We start from the raw sequence: 20,392 nt of genomic DNA, 5'->3' as shown, positions 1-20,392 counted from the left end.
ACTAGCCGCTGCGCTCGCCTTCCGTCAATTCGACGAACGGCGGTGTAACGCCGTTGTCATCGGCATAACCCCCCGCCAATGTCCGGCGCAATTCCAGTCGTCCGGGGGTTTCAATGCGCCAACTACCGATCTTCATCAGCTGTTCGCTGTTTGCTGCTTCCGCAGCGATGGCGCAGCCGACGCCGCCGGTCGCCCCACCGCCACTCGAACCTGGCCAGGCCTCGCCGATCATGCAGCCGCAACCACCGGGCATTCCCGCGGCTCCTGCGGCTGACGGCGTCAAGCCGCCCAAATGGGACGTCAACGCCCGCCACGGGCCGGGCCATGACGCTGCGATCGACACCCGCCGCGGCACCTGGATGTCGCTCGACGTTTCGCCGGACGGCCGCGAAATCGCGTTCGACCTGCTTGGCGACCTTTATGTGATCCCGATCGAAGGCGGCGAAGCGCACGCCATCTCGACCGGCCATGCGTGGGACATGCAACCTCGCTATTCCCCCGACGGCCAGGAGATCGCCTTCACGTCCGATCGCGGCGGCGGCGACAATATCTGGACGATCCGCCGCGACGGATCGACACCGCGACAGATCACCAAGGAAGATTTCCGCCTATTGAACCAGGCCGACTGGACCCCGGACGGAAACTTCATCGTCGCACGCAAGCATTTCACCTCTTCCCGTTCCTTGGGCGCGGGGGAGATGTGGCTGTACCATCGGCAAGGCGGCGGCGCGGGCGTGCAGATGACCAAGGCCCGCACCAAGCAAAAGGACACCAACGAACCGGCCTTTTCACCCGACGGCCGCTACCTTTATTTCTCCGACGACGCGACGCCGGGCGATACCTTCCAATATTCGAAAGACGTCAACGGCCAGATTTACGTCATCCAGCGCCTCGACCGGCAGACCGGCGAGATCGAAACGCTGATCAGCGGGCCGGGTGGCGCCATCCGCCCCACCCCGTCGCCCGACGGCAAGAGCTTGGCCTTCATCCGCCGGGTCCGGTACAAATCGACCTTGATGCTGATGGACCTGAAATCCGGCCGCATCACACCCCTCACCGACATCCTCGACCGCGACATGCAGGAAACCTGGGCGGTCCAAGGCGTCTATCCGGGCATGAGCTGGACGCCCGACGGAAAGTCGATCGTCTTCTGGGCGAAGGGTGGGATTCATCGGGCCGACGTCGCGTCGAAGCAGGTCAACGAAATCCCGTTCCATGTCACGGGAACGCGCTTTGTCGAGGATGCGGTTCGCCAGCAAAAGGACGTCGCCCCCGCAAGCTTCAAGACCAAGATGGTGCGCTTCGCCCAGAAAAGCCCGGACGGGTCGCGAATCGTCTACGAAGCGCTTGGCAGCATTTGGATCGCCGACGGTCGCGGAAACAATCCCAAGCGACTGACCAGGGGCGACGATTTCGAAAGCTATCCGACCTTTTCCCGCGACGGGCGGCAGGTCGCCTACGTAGCGTGGGATGATGACAAGGCGGCGCGGATCAAGGTGATCGGCGTCGGCGGCGGCGAAGGTCGTATAGTCACCCCCGACCCCGGCCATTATGTCGAGCCGACCTTCTCGCCCGACGGCAGCCTGATCGCCTATCGCAAGACGACCGATGGATTCCTGACCACTCCGCTCTACGGAAGCGACCCCGGCATTTATGTCGTGCCGATCAAGGGCGGAACGCCCAAGCGTGTCGCCAAGACCGGAACCCAGCCGATGTTCGGCGCAACCAACGACCGCATCTTCTTCACCGCCACCGGCGAAGAAGAGAAGCGGCTGCTGAAGTCGGTATCCGTTCAAGGCACGGAGGAGGTGACGCACCTCATATCGCAAAATGCGGGGGACTTCGCATTGTCCCCCGACGAGCAGTTCGTTGCCTGGACCGAGCGCTACCAGGCCTACGTCATGCCCTTCGTCCGCTCGGGCCGGTCGATCGAGATCGCTCCCGACGGCAAGGCGCTGCCACAATCGAGGCTCAGCGCTGACGCGGGCGACTGGATCCACTGGTCGGGCAACAGCCGCACCATTTACTGGAGCCAGGGGCCCAATCTCTATGGCCAGAACCTGGCCGCTGCGGGGGCATTCGAGGGCGGGAAGCAGGCTGCGGCACCGCTGGTCGCGGAGCTGGGGATTGTTGCCAGCCAGGTGAAGCCATCGGGCAGCATCGCTCTAACCGGCGCCCGCATCGTCACCATGAAGGGTGATGAGGTAATCGAGAACGGCACCATCCTGATTGAAGGCGACCGCATTGCCGCGGTCGGACCAACGGCTTCGATTACTTTTCCTGCCGGAACGCGCACCATCGATGTCAGCGGGAAGACGATCATCCCCGGCCTGATCGATGCCCACTGGCACGGTTCGATGGGCAGCGAACTGATCATCCCCAAGCAAAACTGGTTCCATGCCGCCGCGCTCGGCTATGGCGTGACCACGGTCCACGACCCGTCGAACGATACGTTCGAGATTTTCGCCGCCTCCGAATATCAGAAGGCGGGCAAGATCCTCGGCCCGCGCATCTTCTCGACCGGCACTATCCTCTACGGCGCAACGACGCCCTTCACGGTCGAGATTAACAGCCTCGACGATGCGCTGACGCACCTCCGCCGCCTCCGGGCGTCGGGCGCATGGTCGGTCAAGAGCTACAACCAGCCGCGACGCGAGCAGCGGCAGATGATAATCGAGGCCGCGCGCCAGCTGGGCATGGAAGTGGTGCCGGAAGGCGGCTCCTTGTTCGAGATGAACATGACGATGATCGCCGACGGCCACACGACGATCGAACACTCGCTTCCGGTGGCGAATATCTACGACGACGTACTGCAATATTGGAAGGGCAGCGGCACCGCTTACACGCCGACCCTGATTGTCGCCTATGGCGGCGCCTTTGGCGAGAACTACTGGTACCAGCACACGGAGGTTTGGAAGGAGCCGATCCTGGCGCGCTGGACGCCGCGTCCGCTGATCGACGCCCGCGCGCGGCGGCCGGTAATGAACCCGCCTGAAGAAGATAATGTCATCAAAATCTCCGAAGCAGCCAAGCAGGTCAGCGACCTCGGCGTCCCGGTTTCGATCGGCGCACACGGCCAGCGCGAGGGCCTTGGTGCTCACTGGGACATGTGGATGTTCCAATTGGGCGGCATGTCGAACCTCGAGGCGCTGAAAACCGGTACGATCAACCCGGCCCGCGCACTTGGCCTCGACAAGGATCTGGGCAGCATCGAGTCCGGCAAGCTCGCCGACCTGGTGGTACTCGACGACAATCCGCTCGAGAACATCCGCAACTCAGACCATATCGCGATGACCATGGCCGGGGGGCGTCTGTTCGATCAGAACCTGCAGGTCGTCGCCGGCGGCCAAGGTGGGTTCAAGCCCTTCTGGTTCAACGAGCAGGCCGGCGGTGCCTTCACCGCGGGAGCGACACTGGGCCTACCCAAAGATGCGCATTCGGAGGACTGAGCCCATCGAGCTTTAGCGACCCGCCAGTTGCCCCGCCGCCCGGTCCGCACTAAGCGGACGCGCGATGAGCGATAAACCCTCCACCCGCCGCAACCGGCCGGCGCTGGCGCTGCATGTGCCCGAGCCGCCGTTCAGGCCGGGCGACACGCCCGATTTTTCGTCGATTAAGGTACCGGCCGCGGGCGAGGCTTCTCGCCCCGACGTCTCGGCCAAGGCGGAAGAAACTTTCCCGCTCTGCACTCATCTCGTCCGAGTCCTTGACGAGCAGGGCAAGGCTGTCGGGTCTTGGAACCCGAAGCTTGACCCCGATACGCTGCGCAAGATGCTGAAGGATATGAAGACGGTCCGCGTCTTCGACGACCGCATGTATCGCGCCCAGCGGCAGGGCAAGACCAGCTTCTACATGAAGTGCACCGGGGAAGAGGCAATCGCGGTCGCGGCCGCCACCGCGATGGACCCGGAGGACATGCACTTTCCAACCTATCGCCAGCAGGGGCTGCTCGTTGCGCGCGGCTATCCGCTGGTGACGATGATGTGCCAGATTTATTCGAACAAGGGCGACCCGGTGAAGGGCCGTCAGCTGCCAATCATGTATTCCGACAAGAAGCATGGCTTCTTCTCGATCAGCGGAAACCTTGGCACCCAATATCCGCAGGCGGTCGGCTGGGCGATGGCATCCGCAATCAAGGGCGATAGCCGGATCTGCATGGGCTGGATCGGCGATGGCGCGACGGCGGAAGGCGACTTCCATTCGGCGATGACGTTCGCATCCGTCTACCAGGCACCGGTCATCCTGGCGGTGGTCAACAATCAATGGGCCATTTCCAGCTTCTCCGGAATTGCGGGGGCGGAACAAGCGACATTCGCCAGCCGCGCAATCGGCTACGGCATTGCCGGCCTCCGGGTCGACGGCAACGATGCCCTTGCCGTTTATGCGGCGGTTCGATGGGCATCGGAGCGTGCGCGGACCAACAAGGGCCCGACCCTGATCGAATTCTTCACCTACCGCGCCGAGGGCCATTCGACCTCCGACGACCCGACCGGCTACCGCGCCAAGGGCGAGGCCGAGGAGTGGCCGCTGGGTGATCCGATTCAGCGGCTTAAGGCGCATCTTATTTCGCTCGGCGAATGGGATGATGAGCGCGACACGGCGCTCGACAAGGAAATCGACGCCACCGTTCGCGCCGCCCAGAAAGAAGCCGAAACGCAGGGTATTCTGCCGCAACAGGGCTTCGACGATATCCCGTCGATGTTCGAGGATGTCTACGCCTCGACCCCCTGGCACCTCGCCGAGCAGCGAGACCAGGCGTTGGCCGAGGCTCGCGAATTTCTGGGGCAGGACCGGAAATGACCACGCGCAACATGATCGAGGCGATCAACGACGCCCACCGCGTGATGATGGAGCGCGATCCCGATATCGTCGTTTACGGCGAAGATGTCGGCTATTTCGGCGGCGTATTCCGCGCCACGGCCGGCCTCCAGAAGCAGTTTGGCAAGACCCGCTGCTTCGACGCGCCGATCAGCGAAGGTGGAATCGTAGGCACCGCTGTCGGAATGGCCGCCTATGGCCTGAAGCCACTGATCGAGATCCAGTTCGCAGACTATATCTACCCGGGATACGACCAGATCGTCTCCGAGGTTGCGCGCATACGCTATCGTACCGCTGGCGAGTGGACCATGCCGATGGTCATCCGATCGCCCTACGGTGGCGGCATTTTCGGCGGCCAGACCCACAGCCAGAGCCCGGAATCGCTTTTCACCCATATTGCCGGGATCAAGACGGTCATCCCTTCGAACCCTTATGATGCCAAGGGCCTGTTGATCGCTGCGATCGAGGATCCCGACCCGGTGCTCTTTTTCGAGCCGAAGCGCATCTACAACGGCCCGTTTGACGGCCATCACGACCGGCCGGTTACGCCATGGTCGAAGCATGAGCTGTCCGAAGTTCCCGACGGCCATTATTCGGTGCCGCTGGGCAAGGCAAAGGTGGTTCGTGCCGGTGAGGCGCTGACCGTGCTTGCATATGGCACAATGGTCCATGTCGCGCTGGCCGCGGTCGAGGAGAACGGCGTGGATGCCGAGGTCATCGATCTCCGCACCCTCGTCCCCCTCGATATCGAAACGATCGAGGAATCGGTCAGGAAAACCGGCCGCTGCCTGGTCGTCCAGGAAGCAACCAAGACCAGCGGCTTTGGAGCCGAGCTGACCAGCTTGGTGCAGGAGCGCTGCTTCTATCATCTCGAAGCCCCGGTAGAGCGCGTCACCGGCTGGGACACGCCCTATCCGCACGCCTATGAATGGGTCTATTTCCCCGGCCCGATCCGCATGAAAAACGCCCTCAAGAAGGTCCTCGAAGCATGAGCGTCTATCAGTTCAAGCTGCCCGACATCGGCGAAGGCATTGCAGAGGCGGAAATCGTCGCCTGGCACGTCAAGATCGGCGACCGGGTCGAGGAAGACCAGCAGCTGGCCGACATGATGACCGACAAGGCGACGGTCGAAATGGAATCGCCCGTTGCGGGTGTGGTCAGGAAACTGGCGGGCGAAGTCGGTGACCAGATCGCAATCGGTTCGGTGCTGGTGGAGATTGAGACCGAAGGCGCAGAGCCCGCGGCGAAGGAGCCGGCGGCCGAGAGCGAAAGAGAGCAACCGCTGGCCGATGGCGCAGAGGTGCCGACACCGGAGCAGGAACAAGCCATGCCGGTGATGGCGACAAAGCCGGAGCCTGCAACCCCGCAAGCGTCAGGTCCCAAGGGGAAAGAAGCTGCTGCCAGCCCGCCTCAACAGGATTTCCCGACCGTGCACGGCTCCAAAGTCCTGGCCTCTCCCACCGTTCGTCAGCGCGCTCGAGACCTCGGAATTGACCTGTCACAGGTAAAGATCACGGGCGATCGCGTCCGCCACGCGGACCTCGACGCCTACCTCCTTTATAATGGCGGCGGAGTCTCGGCCCGCGGCGCTGCACCGCGCGCCGACCAGACGATCAAGGTCGTCGGCCTGCGTCGCAAAATCGCGGAGAACATGCAGGACGCCAAGCGCCGCATCCCCCACTTCGCGCTGGTAGAGGAGTTCGATGTCACCGCGCTCGAGGAAACGCGGGCGATGATGAACCGCGACCGCGGTTCCAACCCCAAGTTGACCCTGCTACCCTTCCTCATCACCGCGATGACCAGGGCGGTCGCGGAATGGCCGATGCTCAACGCCACGTTCGACGACGATGCCAATGTAGTCACCCGGCACGGCGCCGTGCACATGGGGGTCGCAACCCAGACCGACGGCGGCTTGATGGTCCCGGTCATCCGCAACGCCCAGGCCATGAGCGTGTGGCAGCTTGCCGGCGAAGTGCTCCGCCTGAGCGATGCCGCGCGCAGCGGCAAGGCCAGCCGCGAGGAGCTGACCGGCCCAACCATCACCATCTCCTCGCTTGGCCCGATGGGCGGAGTCGTTTCGACCCCGGTCATCAATCCGCCCCAGGTCGCGACAATTGCGGTCAACAAGGTCCGCGAAATGCCGGTGATCGTCGATGGTGAGCTTGAGGCCCGAAAGCTGATGAACCTGTCGCTCTCCTGCGATCACCGGGTTGTCGACGGTTGGGACGCGGCGAACTTCATGCAGACGATGAAGGCGCTGATCGAAAATCCGATCAGGCTTCTTTCCGTTTAAGCCGCCAGCCGCTCGACTTCGGCAAGACCCCTGGCGATTCCTGCCTCGCGCTGCTCGGGGCCATAGTTGACGCCGTCGGCATGAATGAATTCCGGCTCGACACCGATGAAGTTGAACATGATCTTCAAATAGCTTTCGACATGCTCGAACGCATTGTCGGCATCGTAAAAACCGCCGCGTGAGATGGCAACGATCACTCGTTTGCCGCCGGCCAGGCCTTCGGGGCCATTCTCGCCATAGCGAAACGTCTTTCCCGCAACCGCGATGCGGTCGATCCATGCCTTCAGCTGTGACGGTACCGAGAAATTATACATCGGCGCACCGATCACCACTACATCCGCGCCGAGGAACTCTTCGAGCACATGCTCGTCCTGGCCGCGCTCGGTCAGGTGCGAAAGCGGACTCGCGGCGAGGTCGCGTTTCACAAGGCGCGCGTCCGGACGCTGACGCAGAAGCTGGTCGACGATGGCGGCGGTGAGTTGACGCGAAATGCTGGATTCGCCGGTGATGCTGCTGTCGATCTTGAGGATGGTCATCTTTTTGTCCTTAGTATTGATTTGTTACCTGGACACTTTAAATAACCACCAAAGAAGACCCCGCAAGAAGGCACTTTTTTGTGAGATCGAAACAAATTTGTGCTGCAGTATCAAACAGGTAACTGGAACGAGCGATGAAAGACCCGAACAACCCAATCTGCCGGACGATCAGCGATCTGTTGTCGCGCATCGGCGACAAGTGGAGCGTGCTGGTCGTTTCGACGCTTGCCGGCGGGCCCCGCCGCTTCAACGAGCTGCGTCGCGAAATCCCCAGCGTGTCGCAGCGCATGCTCACGCTCACCCTGCGCGGGCTGGAACGTGACGGGCTGGTTAGCCGAACCGTGACCCCGTCGATTCCGCCGCGGGTCGATTATGAGCTGACCAGCCTTGGCCACTCGCTCCAGGGACCGGTCACCGCGCTCACCGATTGGGCAATCGCCAATATGCCGGAGATTCACGAAGCGCAGGGGCGTTTCGATGCAGAGCGTGACGACATCGCTGCCTGACCATTTGCGCAGTCGGCACAAACGGCTAGTGGCGGGCCATGCTGAAGAAAACTCCGGCCGATCTCGACGCGCTCAAGATTCTCGACGACCGACTGCGCTGGTTGTCGGCATGGACTATCCACCATGCCAACCACATTCGCGAAAGTGCCGACGGGTTGAAGATCGGCGGGCACCAGGCGTCGTGCTCCTCCATGACCGCGATCATGGCCGCGCTCTATTTCCATGCGCTGGGGCCTAACGACCGGGTAGCGGTAAAGCCGCATGCCGGACCGGTGCTGCACGCGATTCATTACCTGCTTGGCTCGCAAAGCCTCGACCAGCTCAAGAAATTTCGCGGCTTCGGCGGCATGCAAAGTTACCCAAGCCGAACCAAGGACAAGATTCCGGTCGATTTCTCGACTGGCTCGGTCGGCCTTGGGGTCGCAATCACCGCCTTCGCCAGCCTGGTGCAGGACTATCTCACCGCCCATGCCATGATGGCGGAGGAGGATCGGGGCCGCTTCGTCGCGCTCATCGGCGATGCCGAGCTCGACGAGGGCAATATCTACGAATGCCTGATCGAGGCTTACAAGCACGACATCCGCAACTGCTGGTGGATCGTAGACTATAACCGCCAGAGCCTCGACGCGACCAGTGCCGACCGGATGTTCGAGCGGTTCGACGAGATTTTCGCCTCCTGCGGCTGGCGGACGATCGATCTGCGCTACGGCAAGCGACTGGGCGCAGCCTTGACCAAGCATCCGACGGTCAAGGGGTGGCTGGACGAGTTGCCCAATGCCGATTTCGCGGCCCTTTCCTTTCAGGGCAGCGCGGCCTGGCGAGCGCGGATTGAGACTGACCTCGGCAAAAAGTCTTCCGCCTTCCTGAAAGAGCATGATGACGAAGCGCTGGGCGCTTTGATGAGCGACCTCGGCGGCCATTGCATGGAGACCTTGGTCGAGGCTTTCGACGCGGCGCGGGACGACGTCCCCACCCTGTTCGTGGCCTGGACCGTCAAGGGCTACGGACTCCCGTTCGCCGGCCATAAGGACAACCACTCCGGGCTGATGAACCCCACGCAAGCCGCGGCGCTGCGGGATGCGATTGGGATCAAGGAAGGCGAAGAATGGGAGCCGCTGGGCGGCATTGGCGGCAATGAGCGACCCGGGGTCGAAGCGCTAATCGAGCGCAGCCGCATCGCCCGCGAGAAACGGTCGCGCTCCTTCGGTCGGATTTCCATCCCAGCCATTCCCGCGCCGCAGGCCGACGAACAGTCGACTCAGGCCGCGTTCGGCCGAATCCTGCTCGACCTCAGCCGGGCCGGCGGCGACCTTGCCGACCGGATCGTCACAACTTCGCCAGACGTCACCGTCTCGACCAACCTCGGCGCCTGGGTAAATCAGCGCGGACTGTTCAAGCAGCGCGAAATGAGGGATGTTTTCGCCGCTGCAAAGATTGCATCTGCGCAAAAATGGTCTGCTACAAATCAAGGTCAGCATATTGAGCTTGGCATCGCCGAATCCAACCTTTTCCTGATGCTGGCGGCTCTCGGCCTATCGGGAGATTTATTTGGTGAGCGGCTGGTGCCGATCGGCACCCTATACGATCCGTTCATCGCCCGCGGCCTCGATAGCCTCAACTACGCCTGTTACCAGGACGCCCGTTTCCTGCTTGTCGCGACCCCATCGGGGCTGACCTTGGGGCCGGAGGGTGGCGCGCACCAGTCGATCAATCCGCCATTAATCGCGCTCGGCCAGCCGGGCCTCCGCCATTACGAGCCGGCATATGCCGACGAATTGGCGGCGATGATGGAGGAGGCCTTCCGGCTTATCGACGATCCCGACGGGGAATCCACTTATCTCCGGCTGACCACTCGCTCGATCGAGCAGGTTGAGCGCATTGACGGCCGCTGGAAGGACGGTGCGCTGAAGGGCGGTTACTGGCTGAAGGAGCCCGGTGACAACGCCGAAGCGGCAATCGTCGCGATGGGCGCATTGATGCCGGAAGCGTTGGCGGCTTGGGAGGAACTTAGCGTTGACCTGCCGGGTCTCGGCCTGCTCGCGATCACCTCGCCGGACCTGCTGCACCGCGGCTGGACCGCTGCCCAAGCTGGCCGCTGGCAAGGCAAGCATGAGCCGAGCCATGTCGAGCAATTGCTGTCGCAGCTCGCCCCGGGCGTCGGCCTCGTGACCCTTTGCGATGCCGCCCCCGCTTCGCTGAGTTGGCTTGGCGGGGTGCTCGGACAGCGCGTGGCGCCACTTGGGGTCGAACGTTTCGGCCAGACCGGCAGCCTGTCTGACCTTTATGCTGCCTACCGCCTCGACGGTGCCGCCATTACCGAAGCGATCGCGGAAGTATTGCTGCCGCATACCGCTTCTTAAGGATAATCCTTCTACCCCAAGCGGATGGACCGCCATACGACTCCGCTAGACCTGCTGCTCGCCGCCGAGCTCGACCATGCCCGAGACCTGCTGGTGATGATGGGCGACGAACTGGCGATGAGCCCGGAAATCGTCGCCGAACATGGCATGGCGCTGCAGGCAGTCGACATTGTCGGCCAGATGCTGGGCCACATTGCCAACGTCGTCCGCGCCCAGGATCGGGGCGAGGCGATTGACCGCATCGGCATGTGCGAACTCAGGACCAAGCTCGGCGCCGCTTGAGGCGTGCCCGCCAGTCGCCTAAGGCTGGAGCATGGCAGGACGATATTTCGACGAGTGGCAGGTCGGCGATGTAGTCGCCCATGCCGTCACCCGCACCGTCACCGAAACCGACAATGTGCTGGTTTCCGCGCTCACCCACAATCCGCAGCCGATGCACCTCGACCATGAAGTTGCGGCCGAAAGCGAATTTGGCCGGCCGTTGGTCAATTCGATTTATACATTTGGCTTGATGGTAGGCGTGTCGGTCACCGACACCACGCTCGGCACGCTTGTTGCCAACCTCGGTTACGACAAGCTCATCTTCCCCGCGCCGGTTTTCGTGGGTGACACGCTTCGAAGCGAAACCGAGTGCATGGAGGTGCGCGAGAGCAAGTCGCGCCCCAATGCCGGCATCGTCACTTGGGAACATCGCAGCTTCAACCAACGTGGCGAGCTGGTGTGCAAGTGCACGCGCTCGGCCTTGTTGTTGAAGAAGCCGCAATGAAGGACTGCGGTCCCCCGCCGCGCAGCTGGCTGTTCTGTCCCGCCGACAGCAACAAGAAGATGATGCGAGCGCTGGAGAGCGACGCGGACGCGGTCATCTTTGATCTCGAGGACAGCGTTGCGCCCGCCCGGAAGATGCTTGCCCGCGAGATGCTCAGCTTGCTGCCGCCCCGCAGCGATGGAGAGCCGGTGCGATGGGTGCGGATCAATCCTATCGGCACCGAGGCGCACGACGAGGATCTAGAAGCGCTCGACGATTTCGACATCGACGGAATCGTTTTGCCGAAGGCCGAGAGCGGCGACGACGTCGATGATCTTTGCGCCGCACTCGCTCCGCGCAGCCTGCCGGTCCATGCGATTGTCACCGAAACGGCGGCCTCGCTTTTCGGCCTTCTTTCCTATCGCAAGGCGGCCTCGGCACTGGTGGCCATGAGCTGGGGCGCAGAGGACCTGTCCTCCGCCCTGGGCGCCTCGTCCAAATATGGAGCCGATGGCGAGCTTGCATTTACCTACAAGCTGGCCCGATCGCTGTGCCTGGCAGGAGCGGTGGCAGCCAAGGTCCAGCCGGTCGACGGAGTGTTCGCGGACTTTCGGGACGAGGCGGGACTGATCCGCGAGGCGCGCGCCGCCGCGTCGGAAGGCTTTACCGGCAAGCTTGCAATACACCCAGCCCAGATCGGTCCAATCAACGCCGCATTCACTCCGTCGGCGAAGGAAATTGCCCATGCCCGGGCAGTCGTCGAAGCCTTCGCCGCCGAACCCGACGCAGGCGTGCTATCGGTTGCCGGCAAAATGGTTGACCGGCCCCATCTCGTCCAAGCTGAAGGGGTGCTTAGCCGGGTCCGCTGATTACAGGAGGAAGCATTATGCCGACGCAAGCACGTGGCTGGGGAACCGAGGCCGCCGACCAACCCCTGAAGCCGATGCAGTTCGAGCGGCGCGATCTTCGCTCCGATGATGTCGCGATCAAGATTACTTATGCCGGCATTTGCCACAGCGACCTTCATCAGTGTCGCAACGATTGGCACAACAGCCGCTATCCGGTCATCCCCGGCCATGAGATCGTCGGCATCGTCACCGATGTCGGTCCAAACGTTGCCCGGCATAAGGTTGGCGACACGGTCGCCGTCGGAACCGTCGTCGACAGCGACCTAACCTGCGTGGAGTGCCTCAACGGCTGGGAGCAGTTTTGCCTCGGCGGGGCAACCTTCACCTACAATGGCGTCGACAAGGTCGATGGCAGCATCACCAAGGGCGGATATTCGGACCATATCGTTGTCCGCGAACATTTTGTCTTCCAGATGCCGGAAGGGCTCGATCCGGCTCGCGCCTCCCCTCTACTTTGCGCCGGGATCACGACCTGGTCGCCGCTTCGCCAATATGCGGACAAGGTCGCGCCCGGGAAGAAGGTCGCGGTTGCTGGCCTAGGCGGGCTGGGCCATTTGGGGGTCAAGTTCGCCGCGGCGCTGGGCGCCCATGTGACCATGATCACCACTTCACCGGGAAAGGCCGACGACGCACGGGCGCTCGGCGCGCATGACGTGATCGTTTCGCGCGACCCGGCACAAATGCAGGGGGCTGCGGGCCGTTTCGACTTCATCCTCGACACCATTCCGGTGGCGCATGACGTCCAGCCCTATCTGACCCTGCTGCGCCGCGGCGGGCGGATGGTCCTGGTCGGGGCGATCGAGCCCTTGCCGTCGATCCACGGCGGGCTGCTGATCATGGGCAACAAGGCAATTGGCGGATCGGGTGTGGGCGGCGTCGCTGAAACGCAGAAAATGCTCGAATTCTGCGCCGAGCACCAACTCTATCCGGAGACCGAGACGATCACGATGGACAAGGTCAACGAGGCCTATGAGCGGCTGCTGAAAAACGATGTCCGTTATCGCTTCGTGATCGATGTGACGCAGGGCCTGTGACTCGAGGCCCCGCCGCATTTGCGGCAGTTCTTGCCGTCGGCGCGACCGCAGCGTCCGTCAAGGCGTACGCGGCCGCTGAAGCTTTCGACCCGGTCACCTTTTTCACCGGGGCCACTCACGGGGAAGGTCGGCTCAAGGAGGCGTTCAAGCGCGAAAAGCGCGTAGCGGTGGATAGCGTCGGACATGCCGACAAGGACGGACGGCTGCTCCTGGACCAGAAAGTCACGGTCGAAGGCGAGCCGGTGCGCCTCCGGCACTGGCGGCTGCGCGAAGTAGCGCCCGGCCGATATACCGGGACGATCAGCAGCGCGACCAGCCAGGTCGAAGCCCAAGCGATGGGCCAGGCCATTCGCATCCGCTATTCGATGGAAGGCGGGATCAAAGTCGAAACCTGGCTGACCGCCTTGCCGGGCGGTCAAACGGTGCAAAACAGGACGAGCTTTTCCAAATGGGGATTCAAGGTCGCCAGCATCACTGAGCGCATCGAGAAGCGCTGACGGCGCTGCTTGCGCCGCCCGGTGCGGGCGTTAGGGTCGTAGCTGAAAAGCAGATATATTCTCGGGGGAGCCCTTCATGTCGCATCCGGCCAAGCCCTGGTCGATGGCCCGCGTTGTCACCGCCTCGTCGGCGGGTACCGCGTTCGAATGGTATGATTTCTTCATCTTCGGCAGCCTGGCTACCGTCATCTCGAAGATATTCTTTGCCGGTCTCGATCCGACTTCCGCGCTGATCGCCGCTCTCGGCCTTTTCGCTGCCGGTTTCGCATTCCGCCCGCTCGGCGCGATCATCTTCGGTGTGATGGGCGATCGTATAGGGCGCAAGGCGACCTTCCTTACCACTGTTAGCCTGATGGGCGGCGCGACCTTCGCCATCGGCCTGCTGCCAACCTATGGCCAGGCCGGCATCCTCGCGCCCATCCTGCTCATCTTCCTGCGCATCTGCCAGGGCACGGCGCTTGGCGGAGAATATGGTGGGGCGGCGATCTATGTCGCCGAGCACGCCGCCGATCATCGTCGCGGCTGGGCGACCGGCTGGATTCAATCGTCGGCCGCCGTCGGCCTGATCGCCGCGCTCGGCGTCATCCTCCTCACCCGAACGATCATCGGCGAGGAAGCGTTTGCCGCCTGGGGTTGGCGCGTCCCCTTCCTCGTGTCGATCTTCCTGCTCGCAATCTCGATTTGGATGCGCTTCAAATTGAGCGAAAGCCCAGCCTACGCCAAACTCAAGGCGGAAGGAGAGGTCTGCAAGACGCCGCTTCGCGAAGCCTTCGCGGACTCCGCCAACCTCAAAATCGTATTGGTCGCTTTCTTCGCCTTCATGGCTGCTCAGGGCGCGGTTTGGTACTCGACTTTCTTCTACAGCCAGGTCTTTCTTGAAAAGACGCTCGGCATGCGGGGCGCCAGCGTGAACGTCGTGATCATGGTGATGACGATCGTCTCGGCTCCCCTTTACGTACTTTTCGGCGGACTCAGCGACAGGATCGGCCGCAAGAAGGTGATGGTGGCCGGCATGCTCCTGGCGCTGATTGCTTATGTGCCCGGCTATCACGCCATCGCCGAGGCGGTGAACCCGGCGCTCGTCGCGGCCCAGGCCCGCACGCCCGTAATCGTCGAGACCGATCCGGCAACCTGCTCGGTCCAGTTCGACCCCGTTGGAACTCGTCGCTTCGACAGTGGCTGTGACATTGCCAAGAGCCAGCTCGCCTCGACCGGCATCGGCTATAAGGAACGTGCCTCGGCCGACGGCTTGACGCGCATCCTGGTCGGCAGCACTGCGCTGGAAGTAGCGGACGGTAAAGCGCTCGATGGCCGGGCCCTGAAAAACCGTAAGGCCGAAGTGGCGACCGCGCTCAAGGCCGATCTTGCCAACGCCGGGTATCCGCCCAGTGCACAGCCGGAAACGATCAACTGGATCAGGCTCTATTTCTGGATGCTGGTGCTGGTGATCGCTGCAACCGCTCTCTATGGGCCGCAGGCCGCGGCGCTGGTGGAGATGTTCCCGACCCGCATCCGCTACACGGCAATGAGCCTGCCCTATCATATCGGGACCGGCTGGGTGGGCGGTTTCCTGCCGGTCACCAGCTTCGCGCTGGTCGCAATAACGGGCAATATCTATGCCGGCTTCTGGTACCCGATCTTCTTCACGGCCTTAAGCGTCGTCTGTGCGCTGATTTTCATGAAGGAAACGGCTGGTAAGCCGCTCGATCAGGCCTGATCGGCCAATATCGCCGATTCCCGCTTTCCTGGCGAAGCAGACGTTCGACTTCAGCCGATCAAGGGCACCAGTGGATGTCGATCGGCTGCTCGGCCTCGGCCAGCACCCGGCCGATCGGCAGTTTCGAGCTGTGACCGTCTTCGATCGCCTGCTCGAGCAACTCGCGCTTCTGCTGGCCGCGTATGGTGATGAGGATCGTTCGCGCGGAAAGGATGGCTGCGCGGGTTAGCGTTACCCGCGCAACCGGCGCTTCCGGGGGCAGCGGGTCGGGCATCACGCCTACAGCGCGGCGCGCCTTTGGAGCATTCAATGCGTCATCAAGGTCCGGACCCGCGAAGATCGAAGCAGTATGCCCATCGCTGCCCATGCCGAGCCAGACCAGGTCAGGCGGCCAGGACAGGTCCTGCAACCGCGCGTCGGCCGAATTGCCCGCCAGCTTATGGTCCGCGATGTCGCCGGTGATCGGCACGACCCGGGCGCCGATCGGCAGGAAAGTCTTGGCAATGGCGCGGACATTACTGAGTTCGCTGTCCATCGGCACCAGCCGCTCATCGCCGGGAATGATCGTGACCCGCTTCCAGGGCAGGCTGGCCTCGGCGAGCTTTGTATAGATCGGCATCGGCGTTTCGCCGCCCGGAAAGGCTAGCAGCGCGGCATTGCGCGCCTCGATCGCGCTGTCGACGATGAAGCCGATGTCGCCGGCGACAGCGTTCGCCATCTCGTCGACGCTGTCATATTCCCACCATTCGGCTTCGATCATTTGCGACTCCCTTTTCGGAGCGGGGCATTGCCGCAATGAATTGGAAAACGCCAGCGCTCAGCGACGGTCGCGACCAACCTCCCGTTGAATATAGCCATACCAAGATGCGATTGGCCGGCCATTGGCGTCGGTTGCCGGGCGGAATACGGCCCGCTCCTCGACCAGCTTGCAGGTCCACTGATCGATCGCTGGAATGCCGATTGAGCGGTTGATCTTGCAATCGGTCGCCCGGCCGTTCGGAAGCACGCGCACCGCAATAAACACGGCCCCGCCACGGGGCCAATAGCGCGCGACCTCGTCGGGATAGTCGCGGTTGGTGATCCCGCGAAGAACCGCCGGCCGGGTGGCGACCCCACCCGTACCGCCTCCCCCGGTACCGCTGCCGGCCCCGCCGCTGCCAGTCCCTGTCCCAACCCCGCCTGCCCCCGTTCCCGGCCCAACCACATTGGATGCGCCTTGCGTCCTTTCGGTGCCGGTATTGGGGGTTTTGGTGACCGGGATCGGTTGCGGAATCGGCAGCTGGATCGGTGGTTTCGGCGCGACCACCGGCGTTGCCTTGCTTTCGATATTCTTGGCCGAAGCCGCGCCTTCTTCGCGCTGGGGCTTGGTCTCTTCCGGCTTGGGCAGCTCCTCGACGATGACTGGCGGCGGAGGCGGCTCGGTCACGTCGAAGATTTCGACCACGTCCTGGGGCAGTTGCTCACGCAGCGGCGGCGACAGGTTGATCAATGCAAAGGCCAGCGCGACGTGAATCGCCACGACCATCAAGATGGTGGCGGCACGATCCCGGGGGGTTAGCTGTGGCTGGTACATGGGTGCCCAACGTTAGCGCATGGCTACGGGTTTCGTTACGCCTGCGGATTAGGCGACTTTTCCCCGTGCCGCGGCGGCAAATATATGCGCGGTTCCGACGACGGTCAGTGAAACTCCGTCGCGAAGGCAGCAGCGGCGCCGAACAGGCCCGGTTGCGGGTGGCTGATCAGCTTGACGGGAATCTTCTGCATGCGCCCCTGGAAGCGGCCCTTGGCGATGAACCGTTCGGCAAAGCCGCTGGCGGCGAACCGGTCCTTCAGCCGATACCCAAGCCCGCCAGCGATGACGACAGCATTCGCGCCATGAGCCAATGCCAAATCGCCCGCGATTGCCCCCAGCGACAGGAAAAAGCGGTCGATCGCGGCTCTTGCCAACGGGTCGGATCCTTCCAACGCTGCCGCCCAAAGCACCTTGTCGTCTGGACGCGGCACAGCCGTTCCCTCGATCGCGACAATGACTTCGTAGAGGTTCGACAGGCCCGTGCCGCTGGCGATCCGCTCGACCGACACGCGGCGGAAGCTGTGGCGTAGCTGGCTTAATATCCTGTCCTCGATCGCATCCAGCGGCGCGAAGTCGATGTGACCGCCCTCGGTCTCGATCACATGATAGCCGTCCGCGGCCTTCAGCAACTGGGCCACGCCAAGGCCAGTGCCCGGCCCAACGACACTGGTGACACCCTGCTTCGGCAACGGTCCTTCCGGGCCGCAGACGTGCGTGAATTGCTGGTCCTCGAATTGAGCGACAGCGTGAGCGACCGCTCCAAAATCGTTGACGATCTTGAACTGGGTGATGCCGAGGCGTTCTTCCAACAGTGCCGGGCGGATCACCCATGGACTATTGGTGAGCTTCAGCGCGCCGTCACCGACAGGGCCAGCGAAGGCCATGCCAAGCGCATCGGGCAGACGAGCCCCCAATGCACGGCCGAATTCCTGCCAGGCATCTTCAAAGCTGGCATGATCGGCGGTCTTCAACGTTACCGGTTCGCCAAGCCTTGCCACCCGCCCCGCCTCGATCTCCGCCAAGGCGAAACGAGCATGCGTGCCGCCAACGTCCGCGGCCACGATGCTTCTCACAAATTGGGTTCCATCGAGCCTTCGAACATGCCGTGGCGCAAGGCGTCTGCGGTAATCCGCGCCTCTATCCTAGTCATGCCAGTGGACTCCGTCCCTTTCGGTGAGTGCGATCGCCGCCGACGGTCCCCAACTCCCGGCGCCATAGGGTTTCGGCGTTAGGCCCGATTCGGTCCAGGCGGCGCGGACCTGGTCGATCCATTGCCACTGCGCTTCCACCTCGTCGCGGCGAACGAACAAGGTCGGATCCCCGTCCATCAGGTCCAGCAGAAGCCGCTCGTAGGCGATGCGGCGGCGGGCATCGGCAAACGCATTGGCCATCCCAACATCAAGCGGCACTTCGCGCAGCCTTATGCCTTCACGATCGAGCCCCGGCGTCTTGGCCATGACCAGCAAGCGGATATTCTCTTCGGGCTGGATCGAAATGATCAGCTTGTTCGGCTGGGTTCTCGCCCCGCGCGCGGCAAAGATCGAATGGGGCACGCATTTGAACTGGATGTAGATTTCGGTCTTCCGGTCCGCCATGCGCTTGCCGGTGCGGAGGTAGAAAGGCACTCCGGCCCAGCGCCAATTATCGACGTGGGCCTTCAGGGCCACGAACGTCTCGGTCGCTGATTCCTTGCCCAGTTCCTCGACATAGCCCTTGACCGGCTCCCCGCCGACCGCGCCGGAACCATATTGTCCGGTGACGACATGATCGGCGACGTCATCGGACCGGATCGGCCGTAGCGAACGAAAGACCTTGACCTTCTCGTCGCGCACCGACGTCGCGTCGAAGTCGGCGGGCGGCTCCATCGCCACAAGGGCGACCAGTTGCAGCATATGGTTCTGCACCATGTCCCGCAGCGCCCCGGCACTGTCATAATAGCCGCCGCGATCCTCCAGCCCGACAGTTTCGGCAACCGTAATCTGGACATGGTCGATATGGGCCGAGTTCCACAGCGGCTCAAATGTCGAATTGGCGAAGCGCAGGGCAAGCAGGTTCTGGACGGTTTCCTTGCCCAGATAATGATCGATGCGGAACGTCCGTTGCTCCGGGAAGGCGGCCGCAACCGCGTCATTGATCTCCCGGCTTGAACTGAGATCGCTTCCCAGCGGCTTTTCCAGGGCAAGGCGGACCCTTGGCCCGGTCAAGCCGGCCGAATCGAGCCCGTCGATCGTCGGCTTGAATAGCGATGGCGCGGTCGACAGGAAGATAGCGAGGCCATCCTTGGGATCGACTTTGCTGGCCAGCGCCTTGAATCCTTCGGTATTGGTCGCGTCGAGCGCCACGTAGGTAAGCCTGCGCGAAAACACCAAGGCGGTCCTGGGGTCGTAGAAATTATGCGGCACATATTGCTTGAGAGCGTCGACCGCGCTGGCCCGGAATTGCCCATCATCGAGCTCGCTACGCGCCGTACAGACGACCCTGAAATTTTCCGGCAGCAGCCCATCGGCGTGAAGGCCGTAGAGCGAGGGCAGCAGCATTCGATGCGCCAGGTCGCCGGTCGCACCGAACAGCAGCAGGGTTGAAATCTTGTCCGCGGTCATTCCCACTCCCTAGCGGCTCGCTTGCGTTCTGGCGAAATTATCATTGCATAACGTCCGCAACTCCGGGCGGGGCCAAGCCTGCGCTTCGCGATGTCTTGGCCGCCTTAAACAGGCTTAGAGGGAGCGGTGTCTGACGCTTTAATCACATGAGTTGGTGAATCAGATTGGCATATTGGCCCCGCCGGTCTGGCGCATGGACACTCAATTGGTCGCAATTCTCCCCACTTTTTAGCCGGTCTTTTATTGACTCTTGTTAAATTTGCGTAAACCATCATGGATTGGTTTCAACGCAGCAAGGGGGTGCGACGTGGCCACGATCGAAGCGACTCAATCTAGCAACAAGCGATATTTCGTCACTGGCGCCGCTATCATTGCGGTGGCCGTGGGCGCTTATGGACTCGGCCGAATCTATCCGCCGCTCGGTCCAGCGGAGGGCACGATTTCCGCTGCCGGACGCTATGTCTCGCCCCAGATCGGGGAAGGCGACGTCGCTCTGGGCGATACGTCCATACCCAAGCTGATGCAGACCGACGCCTTTGAGGTGATGTCGAAGAACCCGAGCTTCCGCACTCTGGCGAGCGATCCGGGCTTCGCGGCACTGGCGCAAAACAGCCAGGCGATGGCGGCCATCGCGGCCAATCCACAAGCCTTCAGTGCCCTGGCCAAGAACCCACAGGCATTCCAAGCAACCCTGAGTTCCGCGCAAGCGGTCTCCGCGGTGGCGCGGAACGCGGATGCGGCCCAGTCCAAGGCTTTCGCCGCAATGGCGCGGCAGCCGCAGGCATTTGCGGCGCTTGCCAATCAT

The 20,392-nt window shown here is 62.7% G+C and carries 19 protein-coding genes; 13 read left to right on the top strand and 6 right to left on the bottom strand.

The annotated features are described in order from the left end of the window. Position 1 precedes the first annotated feature (1 nt). A complete protein-coding gene (locus LVY65_RS13005; RefSeq protein WP_235068699.1) occupies positions 2 to 253 on the bottom strand; it encodes a hypothetical protein in 252 nt (83 codons plus the stop codon). On the opposite strand from LVY65_RS13005, the gene LVY65_RS13000 reads away from it, so the two are divergent. From LVY65_RS13000 to LVY65_RS12985, 4 genes are all read left to right on the top strand, one after another. Beyond that, a complete protein-coding gene (locus LVY65_RS13000) occupies positions 231 to 3,449 on the top strand; it encodes an amidohydrolase family protein (protein ID WP_235068698.1) in 3,219 nt (1,072 codons plus the stop codon). The two genes, LVY65_RS13005 and LVY65_RS13000, sit on opposite strands and share 23 nt — an antisense overlap. 64 nt (positions 3,450 to 3,513) lie before the next feature. Continuing rightward, entirely contained in the window at positions 3,514 to 4,800 is a 1,287-nt protein-coding gene (locus LVY65_RS12995) for a 3-methyl-2-oxobutanoate dehydrogenase (2-methylpropanoyl-transferring) subunit alpha (RefSeq protein WP_235068697.1), read from the top strand. Beyond that, positions 4,797 to 5,810, top strand: coding sequence for an alpha-ketoacid dehydrogenase subunit beta (locus LVY65_RS12990; RefSeq protein WP_235068696.1), 1,014 nt, complete (start codon positions 4,797 to 4,799; stop codon positions 5,808 to 5,810). Before LVY65_RS12995 ends, LVY65_RS12990 begins: the two co-directional genes overlap by 4 nt. Further along, on the top strand, positions 5,807 to 7,111 hold the full coding sequence (locus LVY65_RS12985; RefSeq protein WP_235068695.1) for a dihydrolipoamide acetyltransferase family protein: 1,305 nt from the start codon (positions 5,807 to 5,809) through the stop codon (positions 7,109 to 7,111). Before LVY65_RS12990 ends, LVY65_RS12985 begins: the two co-directional genes overlap by 4 nt. Here LVY65_RS12985 and LVY65_RS12980 read toward each other — a convergent pair. Continuing rightward, positions 7,108 to 7,647 carry an FMN-dependent NADH-azoreductase gene (locus LVY65_RS12980; protein ID WP_235068694.1) on the bottom strand — a complete coding sequence of 180 codons (540 nt, stop codon included), beginning with the start codon at positions 7,645 to 7,647 and terminating at the stop codon, positions 7,108 to 7,110. The genes LVY65_RS12985 and LVY65_RS12980 overlap by 4 nt on opposite strands. Before the next feature lie 134 nt (positions 7,648 to 7,781). Between LVY65_RS12980 and LVY65_RS12975 the strand changes: the two genes are divergently transcribed. The 8 genes from LVY65_RS12975 to LVY65_RS12940 all read left to right on the top strand — a co-directional run bounded on the left by LVY65_RS12975 (position 7,782) and on the right by LVY65_RS12940 (position 15,414). Further along, positions 7,782 to 8,153 carry a winged helix-turn-helix transcriptional regulator gene (locus LVY65_RS12975; RefSeq protein WP_235068693.1) on the top strand — a complete coding sequence of 124 codons (372 nt, stop codon included), beginning with the start codon at positions 7,782 to 7,784 and terminating at the stop codon, positions 8,151 to 8,153. Between the two features lie 38 nt (positions 8,154 to 8,191). Continuing rightward, positions 8,192 to 10,513, top strand: a complete 2,322-nt coding sequence (locus LVY65_RS12970; RefSeq protein WP_235068692.1) for a transketolase — start codon at positions 8,192 to 8,194, stop codon at positions 10,511 to 10,513. Positions 10,514 to 10,537: 24 nt separating this feature from the next. Beyond that, on the top strand, positions 10,538 to 10,795 hold the full coding sequence (locus tag LVY65_RS12965; RefSeq protein ID WP_235068691.1) for a hypothetical protein: 258 nt from the start codon (positions 10,538 to 10,540) through the stop codon (positions 10,793 to 10,795). A gap of 31 nt (positions 10,796 to 10,826) precedes the next feature. After that, positions 10,827 to 11,279: a MaoC family dehydratase gene (locus tag LVY65_RS12960; RefSeq protein WP_235068690.1), complete on the top strand. Its 453-nt coding sequence runs from the start codon at positions 10,827 to 10,829 to the stop codon at positions 11,277 to 11,279. Next, on the top strand, positions 11,240 to 12,127 hold the full coding sequence (locus LVY65_RS12955; protein ID WP_235068689.1) for an HpcH/HpaI aldolase/citrate lyase family protein: 888 nt from the start codon (positions 11,240 to 11,242) through the stop codon (positions 12,125 to 12,127). Before LVY65_RS12960 ends, LVY65_RS12955 begins: the two co-directional genes overlap by 40 nt. Before the next feature lie 17 nt (positions 12,128 to 12,144). Further along, positions 12,145 to 13,200: an NAD(P)-dependent alcohol dehydrogenase gene (locus LVY65_RS12950; RefSeq protein ID WP_235068688.1), complete on the top strand. Its 1,056-nt coding sequence runs from the start codon at positions 12,145 to 12,147 to the stop codon at positions 13,198 to 13,200. Continuing rightward, positions 13,197 to 13,697, top strand: a complete 501-nt coding sequence (locus LVY65_RS12945) for a DUF3833 family protein (protein ID WP_235068687.1) — start codon at positions 13,197 to 13,199, stop codon at positions 13,695 to 13,697. Before LVY65_RS12950 ends, LVY65_RS12945 begins: the two co-directional genes overlap by 4 nt. 76 nt (positions 13,698 to 13,773) lie before the next feature. Next, positions 13,774 to 15,414 (top strand): MFS transporter, encoded by a 1,641-nt coding sequence (locus tag LVY65_RS12940; protein WP_235068686.1) that lies wholly within the window; start codon positions 13,774 to 13,776, stop codon positions 15,412 to 15,414. A 58-nt stretch (positions 15,415 to 15,472) separates the two neighbouring features. On the opposite strand, the gene pgl is transcribed toward LVY65_RS12940, so the two are convergent. The 4 genes from pgl to zwf form a co-directional block, all read right to left on the bottom strand. Further along, positions 15,473 to 16,174 carry a 6-phosphogluconolactonase gene (pgl, locus tag LVY65_RS12935; RefSeq protein WP_235068685.1) on the bottom strand — a complete coding sequence of 234 codons (702 nt, stop codon included), beginning with the start codon at positions 16,172 to 16,174 and terminating at the stop codon, positions 15,473 to 15,475. Between the two features lie 57 nt (positions 16,175 to 16,231). Next, positions 16,232 to 16,987, bottom strand: coding sequence for an energy transducer TonB (locus LVY65_RS12930; RefSeq protein ID WP_235068684.1), 756 nt, complete (start codon positions 16,985 to 16,987; stop codon positions 16,232 to 16,234). Positions 16,988 to 17,091: 104 nt separating this feature from the next. Next, positions 17,092 to 18,060 (bottom strand): glucokinase, encoded by a 969-nt coding sequence (locus tag LVY65_RS12925; RefSeq protein ID WP_235068683.1) that lies wholly within the window; start codon positions 18,058 to 18,060, stop codon positions 17,092 to 17,094. Positions 18,061 to 18,129: 69 nt separating this feature from the next. Further along, positions 18,130 to 19,587: a glucose-6-phosphate dehydrogenase gene (gene zwf, locus LVY65_RS12920; RefSeq protein ID WP_235068682.1), complete on the bottom strand. Its 1,458-nt coding sequence runs from the start codon at positions 19,585 to 19,587 to the stop codon at positions 18,130 to 18,132. A 307-nt stretch (positions 19,588 to 19,894) separates the two neighbouring features. On the opposite strand from zwf, the gene LVY65_RS12915 reads away from it, so the two are divergent. Continuing rightward, a partial coding sequence (locus LVY65_RS12915) for a hypothetical protein (RefSeq protein WP_235068681.1) occupies positions 19,895 to 20,392 on the top strand: 498 nt, incomplete at its 3' end.

Origin of the sequence: Sphingomonas cremea, assembly GCF_021502585.1 — a bacterium.
Taxonomy (GTDB): domain Bacteria; phylum Pseudomonadota; class Alphaproteobacteria; order Sphingomonadales; family Sphingomonadaceae; genus Sphingomicrobium; species Sphingomicrobium cremea.
This window is presented reverse-complemented; position numbering and strand designations above follow the sequence as displayed.